Source organism: Paraburkholderia mimosarum LMG 23256 = NBRC 106338, from assembly GCF_000739815.1.
GTDB lineage: Bacteria > Pseudomonadota > Gammaproteobacteria > Burkholderiales > Burkholderiaceae > Paraburkholderia > Paraburkholderia mimosarum.
Window position 1 is genome coordinate 24832 of record NZ_BBJJ01000018.1, and the last position, 16959, is coordinate 41790.

Here is a 16959-nt window from a genome sequence, read left to right on the forward strand (position 1 = left end):
TCCATCGGTGCGCGCCTGCCATGGCAAGCGCATGGGATGAAGCGTAGCGAGATCACGCTATAACTTCTAATACTGTTTGCTGATGCGCCGCATCATTCGTTCTTATATGGGTGTTAGCCCGGATGACAGCGCTCTTACAGTTACGTATCAATAGACCCTCGCGCACGCCCGCACGGAAGGGCGCACGACGATAAGGCGCCCTGCACCGTCGACGAACGCAGGGTGATAATGTCACTGCACCCCATTAGCGTCGCTGATGCCCCGAGGGAAACATGGACCTCAAGCAAATTCAGTACTTCATCGCGCTGTTCGAGGACGGCTCGGTCACGCGCGCCGCGAAGCGGCTGAACATCGTGCAACCGGCCTTGAGCATGCAGATCGCGAAGCTCGAAGACGAACTGCATCAGCAGCTGTTCGAGCGCGGCGCAAACGGCATGGCGCCGACCGCCGCGGGACGGCTGATGTACCGCCTGTTTTTACCGATCATGCGCGACCTTTCCCACGCGCGGCAGCAACTTGTACAGCGCGACGAAGTGGTGACGGGGCATGTCGGCATCGGGCTGATCGCATCGGTGACCGAAAGCGTGCTCGCGGATTCGCTGTCGCGCTTTCACGCGCGTTACCCCGATGTCGAAGTCACCGTCGCCGATGGCTACAGCGCGACCTTCATCGACTGGGTGGCGGGCGGCCAGCTCGATGCCGCCATCATCAACAAGCCGCGAGCGCGCCTTTCGCTCGACTCGCGAGCGCTGCTCGACGAAGAGATGGTGCTTGCCACCAGCGCTGCGCACGGCCCCGACCTGCCGCACGCAATCGAACTCGCGCAATTGCCCGAACTCGAACTGGTGCTGCCGACGAAGCGCCACGGCCTGCGCGGCGTGCTCGACAGCGCCGCGCAACACGAGGACGTGTTGCTCGCGCCGCGCTTCGAAATCGACGTGCTTTCGACGATTCTGAAGCTCGTCGAGCACACGCGGTTCGCGACGATCCTGCCGCGCATCGTCGTTGAGCGGGCGGCGCGGCACGGCACGTTGCGCGCGCGCCCGATTCTGGCGCCTCGCATCGTGCGGCACATTGTCTGCGTGAACCATCCGCGCCGCCCGTTGAGCGCGGCGGCGGAAGCACTGATCGAGGTCATCGGCGACGAGTTGCACCGCGCGTCGAACATGTCGGGCGGCGAGCCCTCACACACCATCAAGGAACGTTCAGCATGAACGCACGACACTGGATTGCCGGCGAATGGACCGGCACACCCAACATCGACAGCATCGATCCCGCGACGGGCGAAGCCATCGGCCAGTTCGCCGACGGCGGATCGGGCGAAGCCGATGCCGCCATCGCCGCCGCGCGCCACGCGTTCGATCGCACGACATGGGCGCAGGACGCGCGTTTGCGCCAGGACGTGCTGCTTGGCTGGGCGTCGGCGCTCGAAGCCGAACGCGACACGCTCGCAACCCTGCTCACGCGCGAGAACGGCAAGGCGATCGCGCAATCGCGCGGCGAGATTGCGGGTGCGATATCGGAAGTACGCTATTACGCGGGGCTCGCGCGGCATATTGCCGGGCACGTGCTCGAACCGGAACCGGGCACGATATCGACGATGCTGCGCGAAGCGGCCGGCGTTGCGGCAATCATCGTGCCGTGGAATGCACCGGCCGTGCTGCTCGTGCGCTCGCTCGCGCCCGCACTGGCGGCCGGCTGCACGGCGATCGTCAAACCGGCGGCGCAGACGTCACTGCTCACGGCCGCGATGTTGCGCTGCTTCGAATGCACGGCGTTGCCTGAGGGCGCAGTGAACCTCGTCAACGAACGGGGACACGCGGCCGGCCAGCGGCTCGTGGATTCTCACGACGTCGATGTGGTGAGCTTCACGGGGTCGACGGCAACAGGCAAGAAGATCATGGCGGCCGCTGCCGACAGCATGAAGAAGCTGTCGCTCGAACTTGGCGGCAAGTCATGCTGCATCGTCTTCGACGATGCCGATATTGCGGCGATAGCGCCGCGTCTCGCGCGCGCCGCGACGATCATCTCCGGGCAGCAATGCACGGCGGCGCGCCGGGTGCTGGTTCATGCGTCGCGCGCCGCGGAGATGCGCGAACACCTCGCGTCGGCGCTTGCGTCCCTGAGGGTCGGACCGGGCATCGATCCAGCAACAGATATCGGCGCGCTCATCGACGGCACTACGCGCGATGCGGTGCAACGGACGATCGAGCGCGCGTGCGGGATGGCCGAGCGCGTGCTGCTGCGAGGCACTTGCTCGGGGCATGCGTTTCTGTCGCCTACGCTCGTCGAACATGGCGATCCCAAGGCGTTCTTCTGTCAGGACGAGATCTTTGGCCCGTTCGTCACGCTGGAAGTCTTCGAGAACGAAATGGAAGCGATCGACAAAGCCAACGACACCGTCTTCGGTCTCTCGGCAAGCGTATGGACGCACGACGGAGCGCGCGCGTTGCGCGTAGCGCGTGCGCTGCGCAACGGCACTGTGTGGATCAATGACCACAACAAGCTTTTCGCCGAAGCCGAAACGGGCGGCTATCGCCAAAGCGGACTGGGTCGGCTGCACGGCTACGATGCGCTTGCGGACTTCACCGAGTTGAAGCACATCTGCATGCCGGCCGGCGTTGCGGAACGTATTGCGCCGTTGCGGTGAATGGCAGGGAAGCGAGTCGATGGACAGCGTGGATCTCGAAGTCCTGAAAAGCAGCGCGCGATGGTTGGCAGACGGGCATCGCGTGCTGCTGGTGACGGTGGTGAAGACGTGGGGATCGTCGCCGCGTCCCGCAGGCGCGATGCTTGCCGTGCGCGCCGATGGGCATGTGGTCGGGTCGGTCTCGGGCGGATGCATCGAAGACGATCTGATCGATCGCGTGCGGCAGCGAGGCATCGAACCGGAAAGGCCGCAGGCGTTGAAGTACGGCGTCAGCGCGCAAGAGGCGCATCGCTTCGGCCTGCCATGTGGCGGCACCATTCAGCTCGTGCTGGAGCCGTTGACGCCTGCGAGCGGTATAGCCGCGCTGTGCGCAGCGGTGGAAGCAGGCAGGCTCGTCGCGCGCACGCTCGACATGGCGACGGGCGCTGCGCGCCTCGAACCCGCGCAGGCGACGGACGGCGTCCTCTTCGACGGGACGACGCTGCTGACCATCCATGGGCCCCGTTACCGGATGCTGGTCATCGGTGCGGGACAGTTGTCGCGCTATCTGTGCAGCATCGCGGTTGGGCTGGATTATCAGGTCACGGTGTGCGATCCGCGCGAGGAATATACGGACGAGTGGAACGTGCCGGGCACGAGCATCGTTCGTGCCATGCCCGACGACACCGTGATGGACATGAAGCTCGACGAACGCTGTGCGGTGATTGCGCTGACGCACGATCCGAAGCTCGACGATCTCGCGCTGATGGAAGCGCTGAGAACGCCTGCGTTCTATGTGGGTGCGCTCGGTTCGCGTCGCAATAACGCGGCGCGGCGAAAGCGCTTGAAGGAGTTCGATCTCGACGATGAAGAACTCGCACGCCTGCACGGACCGGTGGGCATCTACATCGGCAGCCGGACGCCGCCGGAGATCGCCCTGTCGATACTTGCCGAATTGACGGCCGCGAAAAATGGCGTGCCGTTGCCACAACTGCTAGGGGTCGAAGGCGCGAAAGCGGCCCGCGAGATGGCGGGCAACGCGGTGAGCTGTGGCGCCTTGTAAGCGGAGCAGAAACGTAAGGCGCGATTGCAGTAATTTCATGAAAATTACTGCAATCATCACAGGATACCTCGGGGCCACAAAGCCCTTGGCTCGCATGCCTAAGCACCGGTTCCAGGAAAATCGCTCAAGACACCTTATGGGTCCAGCCGAATGCGTCAGAAATTTTCCCGCGCTGAATACCGGTGAGCGTAGTGCGAATTCGTTGCGTGACAGGGCCTTCGCCGCCATCGCCGATCTTGAATTCGCCCGCCGCGTGACGAACCTCTCCGATGGCCGTCACAACCGCTGCCGTACCACAGGCAAAGGCCTCCTTGACTCGACCGCTGATCGCATCGGCTTGCCACGATGCGAATGCATAAGGCTCTTCGGAGACTGCGATGCCCTCCCGTTTGGCCAGTTCAATAATGGAAGCGCGCGTAATACCGGGCAGGATGGTGCCCGATAGCGGAGGTGTACGCAGGGAGCCGTCGTCCATCACGAAGAACACGTTCATGCCGCCCAGTTCTTCGACCCATTTGTGTTCCGCAGCGTCGAGGAACACGACCTGGTCGCAGCCTTTCGCTGCCGCTTCGGTTTGCGCAATCAGGCTGGCGGCATAATTTCCGCCGCACTTGGCCGCGCCCGTTCCACCTGGCGCCGCACGGGTGTATTGGTCGGAGACCCAAACAGTGACCGCCGTCTTGCCCGCCTTGAAATACGGCCCAACGGGCGAAGCGATAACACAGAACAGATACTCGTTGGCGGCGCGCACCCCGAGGAAATTCTCCGTTGCAAACATGAAAGGCCGAAGGTACAAACTGCCATCGCCGCCAGGAACCCAGTCCCGGTCGATCTTCACGAGTGCCTCCACTGCGCCGACAAAGAGTGTTTCGGGGAGTTCCGCCATCGACATGCGCGCTGCCGACGCGCGAAACCGCCTGGCATTCTCGTGAGGCCTGAAAAGCGAGATCGAGCCGTCGTCGCCGCGATAGGCTTTCATGCCTTCGAAAATCTCCTGCGCGTAGTGCAGCACAGCGCAGGCGGGGTCGATCTGAAACGGCCGGCGCGGCTCAACTTTCGCGTCGTGCCAGCCAAGCGCATTGGTCCATCGAACGGTCGCCATGTGATCGGTGAACACGCGACCAAATACCGGGTTGGCGATGCTCGCGGCGATCTCATCGTGCGGGGTCGGTGTCGTGCTGGGCGAAATAACAAACTGGACAGTTGTTTCAGTATTCATGGTTTCTTCGAGCAATGACGAAAATAACGCGGCCGCAGGATATTCCTGCAGTCCGGCGGTCTGTGGTGTGAAAGCCTTTTTTCGCTAACCGTTATGGATGCATGCTGCCGGAATTCACGCCCTCGCCCTGCCGTGCCAGGGCGACCAGCGCGACATCGGAAACGATGGCCTCACGATCAGCGAGAGCCTTGAAGCGCGCGAACGCTGCATTCAATTCAGCGTCGCTGTTCATCATAACGCCGAGCTCACGCAGGCGCTGTTTGAAGGCAGTTCGACCGGAGAGCTTCCCAAGCACGATCCTGTTTGCACTCCAGCCTACGTCTTCCGCCCGCATGATTTCGTACGTATCGCGCGCTTTGAGCACACCGTCCTGGTGGATGCCGGACGCATGAGCGAACGCATTAGCGCCAACTACCGCCTTGTTGGGCTGCACTGCGAACCCGGTAATCTCCGAGACCAACTGCGAAGCCGCGACAATCTGGCTCGTATCGACGCGCACGTCGAGGTCGAAATGATCTCTCCGGGTCTTGACCGCCATGACGACTTCCTCGAGCGCCGTATTCCCTGCCCGTTCGCCAAGTCCGTTGATCGTGCACTCGATCTGCCTTGCGCCGCCTGATTTGACCGCGGCTAATGAGTTCGCCACGGCGAGGCCAAGATCATCGTGACAGTGCACCGAAAAAACCGCCCGGTCTGAATTCGGAATGCGCTCACGTAGTTCGCGGATCAATGCTGCATAACCTTCTGGCATGGCATAGCCAACGGTATCGGGTACGTTGATCGTGGTCGCGCCTTCGGCAATGACGCCTTCCAGCACCCGGCAGAGAAAGTCCATGTCTGAGCGACTAGCGTCCTCTGGCGAGAACTCGACGTCATCGGTGAAGCGACGCGCCTCACGCACTGCGCGACGCGCCTGCTCGTACACCTGGTCGGGCGACATGCGGAGCTTTTTCTCCATATGCAGCGGCGACGTCGCGAGAAAGGTATGGATGCGAAAACGACTGGCTGGCTGCAGCGCTTCGGCCGCACGTGATATGTCACGCTCGTTCGCGCGCGCGAGAGAACAGATAATGCTATCTTTCACTTCGCTTGCGATTGCACGCACTGCCTGGAAATCGCCATCGGAGCTCGCCGCGAAGCCCGCTTCGATCACGTCGACCCGCATACGCTCCAGTTGCCTGGCGATCCGGAGTTTTTCTTCTTTCGTCATCGACGCACCCGGCGACTGCTCTCCATCCCGCAAGGTGGTATCGAAAATGATGAGTTGTTCTGCCATGCCAGTCTCCTGTAGGGATCGGCAACTGCATTGATCAGGGGAATGGGGGTAGCCTTTCCCGCTTGCGCTTGCCGGTACGCTGGATCTCAGCACCCGGCCGTCCGCGATTATAGCCAACGATATTTCAGCTGAACCTGGGGTCAACCCGCGACTTCGAAAGCCCGCTGGCGCGCCAACGGGCGGGCCGGACTGGGACCTGCAGTACGAGCCCGCCGATGACGGGACGAAGCAAAATTGTGCCCCTCCTCATTCGAAGACTATATTCACCCTCTGTGTCTCGATGACAATCTCATCGACGAAAACGAAGCGCCGACATTTGCTCGTGCGCGTGCGATGGGCTGGGTAGAAGAGCACTGCGTCTGGGCAACCGGGCCTGTGCCTAACCAGGCTGGTCGCAGGGTGCCAGGCCATTCAGCCTGAGAAATTGCACGCCGCAGCGTGCCCTCAACATGGCCAGATCAGTTCGCAGGGCGCTTCGCGCCTCGTCAAGCCAAGGCGCAAGGCAAGCTTCTGCGCCGCGCTCCATCTGCGCAAGGCGGGCGAGGCGTGCCCCGATCTCGGCATCAATATTCAGCATGGCCAAACTGACCCGTCATTGCCTGGCTGACAGGCAACTGGAAAGCGCCAGCCCGGCCTCTGCCGAAACGCGGCCCCCATCTTTCTCCACAACAAGTCGTGAAGCACCACCGTTGGCCTCTGACGTTCGCCATGTCAACTTGACGTATTGCACGCGCAAGTGAATTCAACACGATCGAGGTTCACGGCGCCTGCGACGGTTATGAGCCGAGCCGATTTTGCCTGGCCCCTGGACGCCGCGAGGTCCGGCCCCGCCATCCATCAGCGGATCATGCCGTCCCGGCATTCGAGGGCGAAGCAGCGTTAGCGACGATAGCCGGCCGCCCTGACCATCGTGCAGCGTCAGACTTCGGCGAGCCCTGGCAGGCGAGCGTCGGCGCGCCGACCCGCCGGCCAGGCGGCCAGCACGTCTTGACGGCAGCGAGTTGTGGGCGGCACGTTGACCGCAGGTTCAAGCGGCAGTAAGGTGCGGATCGCATCCTGCGACGACGCGCAGGAGTGCCCGTACACACCTGTCATCTGCCCGACCGGATTTCGCCCAACACAACAATGCCGGCCGGCAATGACGGCCAGATAGAGGACCTTCGACATGACCACCACCAATCCAGGCGATATCGGCCGGGCCGATGACGTCCGCGCCGCGGCGGGTCATCCCCTGCTCACGGTCGTGGGCATCGGGACATCGGCCGGTGGCATTCCTGCGCTGATCAATTTTTTCAGTCATGCGCCGGCCTCCATGGGGATGGCGTTCGTCGTCATCATCCATCTGTCGCCGGAACACGAAAGCCACGCCGACGCGATCCTGCAGCGGGCCACCGCCATGCCGGTCGCTCAGGTCACGAGCGCTACGCGGATCGAAAGCAATCACGTGTATGTCATCGCGCCGGGCAAGCAGCTTCGCCTGTCCGACGGCTACCTGCACGTGACCGATCGCGATGAGCCGGACCGCAGGATTCTGACCATCGACGAGTTCTTCCGTACCCTCGCCGACGCCCAGGGCGTGAACGCCATGGGTATCGTGCTGTCCGGGACGGGCTCGGACGGTGCGGCGGGCCTCAGCCATATCAAGGAGAAAGGCGGCGTAACGATGGCGCAGGAGCCGAACGATGCCGAATATCCCGAGATGCCGAAGCATGCCATTACCACGGGACAGATCGATATCATCCTGCCGGCTGCCGAAATGCCCCAGAAGCTGCTGGAGCTGCGGGACAATGCCCGGCGAATCCACGTGCCCGAACTGGAAACGGCCGAGCCGGAGGAAGACGAAGGCATGCCGCGAGGCGATGCCGAGCGCGTACTCCAGGACATCCTGATGCATCTGCGCGTACGCACAGGCCATGATTTCCGTCACTACAAACGCGCCACGGTGCTGCGCCGCATCGAGCGGCGTCTGCAGGTGAACGGTCTTCCCGATCTCGAGCGCTACCGCAACTATCTGCGCAGCAACCCCGAAGAAACGACCGCGCTGCTTGCGGACATGCTGATCGGCGTTACGCAGTTCTTCCGCGACCGCGAGGCGTTTGACTTCCTGCGCGAGACGGTCACTCCCGAGCTGTTCCGCGCCGCCCCCAGCGATGCGCAGATTCGCGTATGGATTGCCGGCTGTTCGACGGGCGAGGAAGCCTACTCCATTGCCGTGCTCATGGCCCAGGCGCGTGAGGCAGCTGGCTCGGCATCCGCGCTGCAGGTCTTTGCCACAGATATCGATGAGACGGCAATCGCGCGTGCGCGCACCGGGTCCTACCCGGAGTCCATTGCCGCGGACGTGCCCGCCGATCTGCTGCGCCGCTACTTCATTCACGAGGCAGGCCGCTATGTGATCGTCAAGCCGGTACGTGAGCGCATTCTCTTTGCGGCACACAGCCTGCTGAAAGACCCGCCGTTTTCGCATCTCGATTTCATCTCCTGCAGGAACGTCCTCATCTATCTGGATCGCGCCGTTCAACGGCAGGTTCTGGAGCTGTTCCACTTTGCGCTGCGCCCTGGCGGATATCTCTTCCTCGGATCGGCCGAGTCTGCCGATGCAGCCGACGACCTCTTCACGGTCGTCGACAAAAAGCATCGCATCTACAGGGCGAGAAAGATCCTCAACCGCGCGAGGCAGGCAGTTTCCTTCCCTTCGCTGGCGCAGCCGGGTGTGGCCACCGAGGACGCGCAGTCGGTGGTCGCAAGCGCGAGACCGCCGCTGCCGCCCGACCGGCGCAACTTCTCATTTTCGGCGCTGCACCAGCGTGTCCTCGAGGAATACGCGCCGCCGAGCGTCATCGTGGACCGTGACTCGGCGATCGTGCATCTGTCCGATAACGCAGGCAGATTCCTGCATCATGCCGGGGGCGAGCCTTCGACCAATATCATGGCCGTCGTCGTACCCGAATTGCGGCTGGATCTTCGCACGACGCTGTTTCGCGCACTGCAAACCGGCGCGAGCGTCGAGGCCCGGCGCGTGAAGATGGTCCGCGACGGCCGCACGTCGTGGATCAACATGACAGTGCGCCCCTTTCACGACCCGGGCGTCAACGCCGACTTCTTCCTCGTGCTGTTCGACGAGGTGCAGGAGCGCATGTCCGAGGAAGGCGAAGCCGAGCACAAGGGCCAGGACCCGGTGCTCGTGCAGCTCGAACAGGAGTTGCAGCACAGCCGCGAACAGCTGGCCACCACGATCGAGCAGTACGAGACGTCCGTCGAAGAGCTGAAGGCCTCGAACGAGGAATTGCAGGCAATCAACGAGGAACTTCGGTCGGCCACGGAAGAGCTGGAGAGCAGCAAGGAAGAATTGCAGTCGGTCAACGAGGAGCTGACGACGCTGAACTCGGAGTTGCACTCGCGTGTCGAGGAAACCGCGAAAGCGAACGACGACCTGCAGAACATCATCGTCTCGACCGAGATCGCAACCGTCTTCGTCGACAAGAAAATCCAGGTCAAGCGGTTCACCCCGAGCGCGACGCGCATCTTCAAGCTGATCGACTCGGACATCGGGCGCTCGCTGTTCGACATCACGCATTCCCTGAAGCACCCGTCGCTTGCGGAGGACGTCAAGGAAGCATTCGAAACGCTCAAGCTCATCGAGCGGGAAGTGCAAAGCCAGGACGGACGGTGGTATCTGATGCGGCTGTTGCCTTACCGCACGGCCGACGACCGCATCGATGGCGCAGTCCTCACGTTGATCGACATCACTGCGCGCCACGAGGCGGAAGAGCAGGCCAGAATCGGCGAACAGCGGCTGAGGCTTGTGGCCCAGTCGACCAACGATTACGCCATCATCGTTCACGATCCCGCCGGCCGCATCGTCAGTTGGAACACGGGCGCCGAGCGGATCTTCGGCTATGCCGAAGCCGAGGTCAGGGGCAAGGACATCTCGCTCATCTACGAACCGCAGGACCGTGAGACACAGGCGCCCGTGCGCGAACGGGAGACAGCCGCGACCGAAGGGCGCGCCGACGACGAGCGCTGGTACGTAACCCGGGACCACCGCCGCGTGTGGTGCAGCGGTGTCGTCACGCCGATCTCCGATGCGTCGTTCACGGGCTTTGCCAAGATCCTGCGTGACCTCACGCAGCGCAAGCAGCGCGAGGACGCCAAGGACGATGCGCTGATGCACGAACAGGAGGAGCGGCAGCGCGTGTCGGACACGAGCCAGTTGAAAGACGAGTTCATCGCGGTGCTCTCTCACGAGCTGAAAAACCCGCTGAACCTCATCGGCATGAAGGCCGAAACACTGCCGCGACTGCCCCAGACGCGCGATATCGCGGTGGTGCGCGAGACTGCCGACGCGATCAAGCGCGCGGTTCGCAGCCAGGCGCAGATCATCGACGATCTCCTGGACCTGTCGCGCGTTCGCACCGGCAAGCTCGCGCTCGAACTGGAGCCGGTCGATTTCGCCGCGACGGTGCGCGACATCACCCAGGCCTGCGAGCCCGATACCGCCGCACGCCACATCAGTCTGTCCGTCACCGGCACGGAGCAGCCCGCCATGGTGAGCGCCGACCGCGCCCGTTGCGAACAGATCCTGTGGAACCTCGTGTCGAATGCAATCAAGTTCACCCGCGACGGTGGCGCAATCGAAGTGCGCCTGACTCACGAGGCGAACATGGTGCGCGTCGATGTGATTGACAACGGCAAAGGCATCGCGGCGTCGGAACTGCCCCACATCTTCGAGATGTATCGTCAGGGAGCGCGCAGCCGGACCAGGAGCGGCCTTGGAATCGGCCTCGCCGTCGTGAGGCAGCTCGTCGACATGCACGGTGGTCGCGTCGCCGCTCAGTCCGACGGGCCAGGCCGCGGAACCACGCTGACCGTATGGCTTCCGGCGCTGGACAGCACGCCAGAAGCTGGACAGGACACGCCGCTTTCGGGATCGCTTGCAGGCGTGCGGGCCATGCTTGCGCTCGACGACCCGGAGACCACTGCATCCCTTGGCAAGCTGCTCGAACTGGAGGGCGCGACCATCATCACCGCCAACGACATGGACCACGCGATCAGGGCGATGGAGAGCCAACCGGTCGATGTCGTGATCTGTGAGGTCCAGGACTCGGCTGCCAACGCACTGGAATTCATCGCTCGCGTGAAGGCCAGGCCGTTACTCGAGAGCGCCCGCACCGTGGCGGTGACGGCCAGTGACCAGGAAGCCGGGCGACGCCGTATTCTCGAGGCCGGATTCGACGCGCAGATCAGCAAGCCGATCGACTTTCAGGCACTGACGCAGATCCTGAGAAACTTCCTGCCGACGCTGAACAGCCGGTAGTGCGGTCTGAGCCTGCTGCTGCGACGAAGCATCTCGTCGCAGCAGCAGATTCGCCGCACTCATCCAGACTGCGGAGAAGCGGGAACAGTGTTTGCGCAAGCGCCATGAACGCGGAGAACCATGGAATCACGCCACATTGTCGTCATCGGCGGTTCGCGCGGCGCTTTCGGCGTACTGCGCACACTCGCTGCCCGACTACCGCCTGACCTGCCGGCGGCCGTGTGCATCGTATTGCACGTCGGCCGGCACGAGAGCGCCCTGCCCGAGCTGATATCAAGGTGGGGCCCCCTGCCGGCAAGCCACCCTGTTGACGGTGAGCGCGTCGCGAGCGGCAGGATTTACGTCGCACCGCCGGATCGTCACCTGCGGCTATCGCGGCATCGGCTTCATCTGGATGACGGAGCCGCCGAAAACTTCGCACGCCCCGCCGCCGATCCCCTGTTCAGGTCCGCCGCGGCCAGTTACGGCGAACACGTCGTCGCCGCCGTACTCAGTGGAGATCTCGACGACGGCGCCGCAGGACTCGCAATCGTACGCGCGCATGGCGGCTACTGTATCGTCCAGGACCCGGCCGACTGCGAGGCCCCGTCCATGCCCTGCTCAGCGCTCGCGGCTGCAGGTGCTGACGCGATCGCGAGTGGCGAACGGCTCGCGGACCACATCCTGGCAGCCGTGCACGGTGCACCGCGCAGGGAGGTGAACCTCATGCCCACCGAAAAACCGGATCCGGAGGCCAGCCTGGACGGGATGGACGTCGTCGAACCGGAGGACCTCGACAGGGTCGGGGAACGTTCACCGATCACCTGTCCTGAATGCGGTGGCACCCTCTGGCGCATGCGTGACGACCGGGTCCTGCGCTATCGCTGCCACACGGGCCACGCCTTTAATGCACTCTCCCTCCAGGATGGCCGGGAGAAGGTCGAGGAAGAAGCCATATGGTCAGCGATCCGCGCAGTCAACGAGCGGATCATATTTGCGCGCGAGCGGCAGAAATGGGCCGAACGTGTCGGCGATCGAAAAGAAGTCGAAATCGAGCAGGCGCGAATCGACGAAAGCGCGAGGCTTCTCGAGGCGCTAAGAAGCGCGTTCCGAAGCGGGAGCGATGAGGCGCTGGCCCAATGACGGTTCGCCGTTCGGGGCGGTATTGAGGGCGTGGACCGGTCGAACGCTGGGCGCCGCCCCGGTATCTGCCTGCAACGCGGGCGTCCCGGGCAGTGTCGAGTAACTTGGGGCATTCCCCAAGGGACTTTCAGCGTGCCGCCCTGATATTGTGCAACGCACAATCAACTGGAGCGCGATGGAGACTAATACGAATGGCTCATGACCTGCTCGTCGCACTGCTTAACCTCGACGCAGAGATCAAGTACCGCCTGGCGCGGCTGACGCAGCTCGATTGCCAAACAGATGAGCCGGTGACGCCGTGGCGGCAGGAAGCCCGCGCCGATCTGCTCGGGGAGCTGGCCCTGCTGCAGGCACGCCGTGAAGAATGTTTTCTCAAGCTGAACGGCGTGCGGCGCGAACCATCTTCCGGGTCACCGCCACGCGCGGATCCGCTTCCCGAACGAACAGGTACGAGCACCGGTTCATATCCCAGGTCGGATCCGCCAACACTTGACGCTTCACCAGTTGCATTCGAGGGACACGTTCTCGCGCCGCGCTACGGCGGGGTCCGTGTACGGTCTCATGCCGCGCTGGAAAAAGGCGTCGGGAGCCCAAGCCGTCCGCGCTGACCTCGCTACCCTTTCCTCGCCGGTCGCAAGTCCTCTTCGATGCGCCTCGAACGCATCGATGGCTTCGGGTGCAACCGAGATCCGGCCTGCTCGCCTCTAGAGCGAAGGACGGAATACGCTGCGGGCCATGCCGCCACAGGCGTCAGGTACAAAGCGCTTTGCGGAGGGAGTCGTTTTCGACCGGACAGGTTGGGCCGTCGTTGGGCCCGGCGCACAGAATCCTGCGCGTGGTTTAGCTTCCGTATGCGTCGCCCAACGGGTCACCCGGTATGTATTCCGTCAAAAAACGGCGTCCTCCGAACCGGAACGACGCGGCGAGTCGCTACTTGCAGCCATCCGGGGGGGTGGACCTCCGCCATCCTTGCCGCGGAGCGGCTTGTACGAAACTCGCGCATTGAGGACAGCAGCAGACCACAAACAGCCAACCCAACGAAGCTTGCGGCCGCAATGAGCAAGCTCGTCGACGCGCCGAAAACACCGTTGGGCGTTCCGCCTGGCACCGAACACCCCGGCTGCCATCGCCGCGAAAAACGCTTGCGTGGTGCAGGAAACAGTAGCGTGGAAGGCACTGTCGGCGTCGACTGACGTTGATTGCTGAGTGACGAACGCGGCGGCTCGATATCTCCAGCCGCTGCTCGCGTGACTGCCCGTGTACCTTGAAGTCGTTGTCCTTGACTATCACGCGAGATTGCCTCGAGCCTGGCCGGAAACGCGCACCCGCCCTGCGCCATAGCCCGTCGCCGATAACAATAAAACTGATCAACATCAACGGATTTGTACGGCGAGGCGCGACCATTGGACTTATGACGCCGGACTCGCGCTGGTTCTGTTTCCGCATTGGCAAGTGGGGCCGTTATGGGCATTGGTATGCAGATAACCTATGTCGGGTTACCCCGAGCGGCATCATTGGAGAGCGAGGCTGCGTTGCAGCTCTTGCGCCTGCAAATATACGCCCCGTATGTCCCGGATCTCTGGTTATCGATTGAGCGCCATGGCACCTCGCCGGCAAACGCGGAATACGAGGTCCGCCTTTCAGTCGGGAAGACAAAAGACGGCGCCAGACGCATCGGACGCTGCGTTCGCGATAGCGTTGAAGCAGCGCTTCGTTGCGCTTTTAATATCGCGGTTCGGACTCTCGAACTCATCGCGCTGCATTGCCGGTGGTGACTTCGGTCAATTTACGCCTTCTGCGTGAGAGGCAGCACCCGAGGCGATCATCAGGCTCGATGGTCGGGCCCACTAGAGGACACTCGATCCCTCGCGACGATCGGCGGCGATGCGGTCATTCGGCAGCGAATGCGGGCACCCATCGCGCAACGACAGATGGCTTCGGCATCATCGCGCCTGCCGTGCCTGGCAGCCGGACGGCTGCGCAGCCTCGGCATCAACGTGCTTGCTGCCGCCGACATCGCGCGCCGCCAGAACTGCAGCACTATACGTTAGGATTTCGAATTTATCGATACGACCAGTTTCTTGTCCGACGAGCATCTTCAGGTCGGTTGCGTCGCTGTCCGTGCCGCGTCATTGCTTAAAAAAACGGCGTCCTCCGAACCGGAACGACGCCGCGAGTCGCCTTTTGAAGCTGTCCCGGAGCGGGTGGCCACCGGAACGAAGGAAGTATAGCCATCCATGGCGGAGAGCGGCCTGTACGAAAGTCGCGCATTGAGGACAACAGCCGAGCACCGCCGTCGTGTGCTCCTGCGCAATTGTATCGACGATGGACTTGACGATTTTCGGCAGGTCGATCTCAAGCGTGCGCTGTTAAGCGAGACGCGAGTAACCGCTGCCAAAATCGTCGATGTACAACGGATGCCCTGCCGCCCGGAAAGCCGCAACGACGCCGGGAGTGGCATCGGCGTTCACGAAGCGGCGCTCCCGTCGCCTCTGCGGGCCGCATTTGTGTGAGAGGCGAGAAGGTTCAGGAAAGCGGGAAGCGCAAAGATCCAGCGTCCCCAACGCTTAGGAATACCTCGGGCGAGATGGCCTTCGCGTTCGGCTTCCAGCGCACCGGCTGAGTCAGTGATCCCATTGCCATGCTGCCCTGGGGCGCCCGCGACTGCGCGACCTGGGTACGCGTAATGCGCTCCGGTTCGCAACGGTTGCGCCGTTGCCGGGCGGTTTGCTGCTGATGTGCCCCTGTGTTTCGGCAGCGGGGAGCCAGTATTTGGCTTCGCAAGGAAATGTCGTGAGCAAGAAGACTTCGAAACAGCCCCCAGATCCGGGCGAGAGGGCGCCGATACTCGCACGGATTCGCGCGCAAAAGAAGGCGCGATCGGCCTACGACTATGTGCGTGGCAGCACGAAGCGCTTCTATGACTGGCTCGATAGCCAGGCCGCGAACGCCTTGCCCGTCGGGCCGGCTATCTGGATATGCGGTGACTGCCATCTCGGCAATCTCGGGCCGCTCGCCGATGCGGATGGCGAGGTAGCGGTTCAGATCAGAGACCTGGACCAGAGCGTGATCGGCAATCCGGTGCACGACCTGCTACGACTGGGACTTTCGCTGGCAACTGCGGCGCGCAGCGCGGACATGCCAGGCGTTATCACCTTTCGTATGGCGCAAGCGCTTCTCGACGGCTACGAGCAGGCGTTCGATGATGCCCGCCCGGACAGGACGAAGCCCGTTCAGCGACCGGCTGTCGTCAAGGTTGCAATGAAGGCGGCGCTGCACCGGTCCTGGCGGAAGCTCGACCAGCAGACGATCGACGGCAGTGCCCGCATTCCTCAAGGCAAGCGCTTCTGGCCGCTATCCCCTGTTGAAGCGCAGGATATTCGTGCGCTATTCGAATCGCAGTCCGGTCGGGAAGTCCGGCAAGCGCTATATCCACAGGCCAAAGCCGAGGGGAAAATCGACGTGCTCGACGCAGCATTTTGGGTTAAAGGATGCAGTTCCCTCGGACGGCGCCGGTACGCGGTGCTGCTCGACATCGACGGGACTTGTTCAGCAGGCGGGCCTCCATGCCTGATCGACGTGAAGGAAGCCGTCGCCGCAGCGGCGCCGAGACAGGCCGGCGTGCTGATGCCGCGTGACAACGCAAGGCGTGTCGTGGAGGGGGCGAGACACGTGTCACCGCTGCTCGGAAACCGCATGTGCGCGGCTCGTCTGGACGGCTGCGCGGTCGTGATTCGCGAACTGATGCCCCAGGATCTCAAGCTCGATGCTGAGCGCCTCACCGAAGCGGACGCGGTCAAGGCGGCGCGTTTCCTCGCGCTCGTGATCGGTCAGGCCCACGCACAGCAAATGAATCCTGCCACCCGCAAAAGCTGGCTGGCTGAGCTGCAGACAAGACGCCCACGATCGGTCAATGTTCCCTCCTGGCTATGGCGCTGCATGGTTGATCTAACGCTCGCCCATGAAGAGGAATACCTGGAACATTGCAGGCGCTATGCGCTTGATCGTTAGCGTAAGCCTCTCGGCGCGACGGACCCAGGATGGATGCGCGAATGGCGGTTGGTGCTTCCGAAGTTCGAATAGCAGGTATGTATGTCGCCCTGCTAGTTGTGACATTCCGGGAAATTTGACGAAAGCTCTTCTTGAATGAGCGAGGCGGCGATGCGAATCCTTCGGACTCCAAAGCCGTTGCGCGAGAGCTTGAGGGTCACAGCAGTGCCACAGCATGGCCCTCTTCCTCTGCTCGCGCCGCTTTCACCGTCCCGTTGAGTCCCAGCATATTCGTCTGAAAGCCGCGCCTTTGACAATGCCGGTGGAGCAAGCAATGCTGCCG

The 16959-nt window shown here is 62.9% G+C and carries 11 protein-coding genes and 1 pseudogene; 9 read left to right on the forward strand and 3 right to left on the reverse strand.

Going from position 1 to position 16959, the window contains the following annotated elements:
- Window positions 1–272 precede the first annotated feature (272 nt).
- The 3 genes from BMI01S_RS15375 to BMI01S_RS15385 are packed head-to-tail and all read left to right on the forward strand — an operon-like array spanning window position 273 to window position 3692.
- A complete protein-coding gene (locus tag BMI01S_RS15375; protein ID WP_028213739.1) occupies window positions 273–1214 on the forward strand; it encodes a LysR family transcriptional regulator in 942 nt (313 codons plus the stop codon).
- Window positions 1211–2650: an aldehyde dehydrogenase family protein gene (locus tag BMI01S_RS15380; RefSeq protein WP_028213740.1), complete on the forward strand. Its 1440-nt coding sequence runs from the start codon at window positions 1211–1213 to the stop codon at window positions 2648–2650. The genes BMI01S_RS15375 and BMI01S_RS15380 overlap by 4 nt, the downstream gene beginning before the upstream one ends.
- Window positions 2651–2669: 19 nt before the next feature.
- Complete coding sequence (locus BMI01S_RS15385; protein ID WP_028230981.1) at window positions 2670–3692, forward strand: XdhC family protein; 1023 nt, start codon at window positions 2670–2672, stop codon at window positions 3690–3692.
- Between the two features lie 124 nt (window positions 3693–3816).
- Here BMI01S_RS15385 and BMI01S_RS15390 read toward each other — a convergent pair whose 3' ends face one another.
- The 3 genes and pseudogenes from BMI01S_RS15390 to BMI01S_RS40810 form a co-directional block, all read right to left on the reverse strand.
- On the reverse strand, window positions 3817–4911 hold the full coding sequence (locus BMI01S_RS15390) for a branched-chain amino acid aminotransferase (protein ID WP_028213742.1): 1095 nt from the start codon (window positions 4909–4911) through the stop codon (window positions 3817–3819).
- Between the two features lie 165 nt (window positions 4912–5076).
- Window positions 5077–6187: pseudogene (locus BMI01S_RS15395) on the reverse strand (2-isopropylmalate synthase); the annotation flags it as partial.
- 918 nt (window positions 6188–7105) lie between these two features.
- Complete coding sequence (locus BMI01S_RS40810; RefSeq protein ID WP_154671246.1) at window positions 7106–7354, reverse strand: hypothetical protein; 249 nt, start codon at window positions 7352–7354, stop codon at window positions 7106–7108.
- On the opposite strand from BMI01S_RS40810, the gene BMI01S_RS15405 reads away from it, so the two are divergent.
- From BMI01S_RS15405 to BMI01S_RS15420, 6 genes are all read left to right on the forward strand, one after another.
- Window positions 7353–11504 carry a CheR family methyltransferase gene (locus BMI01S_RS15405; protein ID WP_051381409.1) on the forward strand — a complete coding sequence of 1384 codons (4152 nt, stop codon included), beginning with the start codon at window positions 7353–7355 and terminating at the stop codon, window positions 11502–11504. The genes BMI01S_RS40810 and BMI01S_RS15405 overlap by 2 nt on opposite strands.
- A gap of 120 nt (window positions 11505–11624) precedes the next feature.
- Complete coding sequence (locus tag BMI01S_RS15410; RefSeq protein WP_028230984.1) at window positions 11625–12626, forward strand: chemotaxis protein CheB; 1002 nt, start codon at window positions 11625–11627, stop codon at window positions 12624–12626.
- A 191-nt stretch (window positions 12627–12817) separates the two neighbouring features.
- On the forward strand, window positions 12818–13234 hold the full coding sequence (locus BMI01S_RS40815; protein WP_154671247.1) for a hypothetical protein: 417 nt from the start codon (window positions 12818–12820) through the stop codon (window positions 13232–13234).
- A 447-nt stretch (window positions 13235–13681) separates the two neighbouring features.
- The gene (locus tag BMI01S_RS39010; protein WP_407669011.1) at window positions 13682–13819 is read left to right on the forward strand and encodes a hypothetical protein; all 138 of its coding nucleotides are present in this window, start codon (window positions 13682–13684) and stop codon (window positions 13817–13819) included.
- Between the two features lie 1044 nt (window positions 13820–14863).
- A complete protein-coding gene (locus BMI01S_RS15415) occupies window positions 14864–15139 on the forward strand; it encodes a hypothetical protein (protein WP_028230986.1) in 276 nt (91 codons plus the stop codon).
- Window positions 15140–15419: 280 nt separating this feature from the next.
- The gene (locus tag BMI01S_RS15420) at window positions 15420–16637 is read left to right on the forward strand and encodes a DUF2252 family protein (protein ID WP_028212714.1); all 1218 of its coding nucleotides are present in this window, start codon (window positions 15420–15422) and stop codon (window positions 16635–16637) included.
- The last annotated feature ends 322 nt before the right edge of the window (window positions 16638–16959 follow it).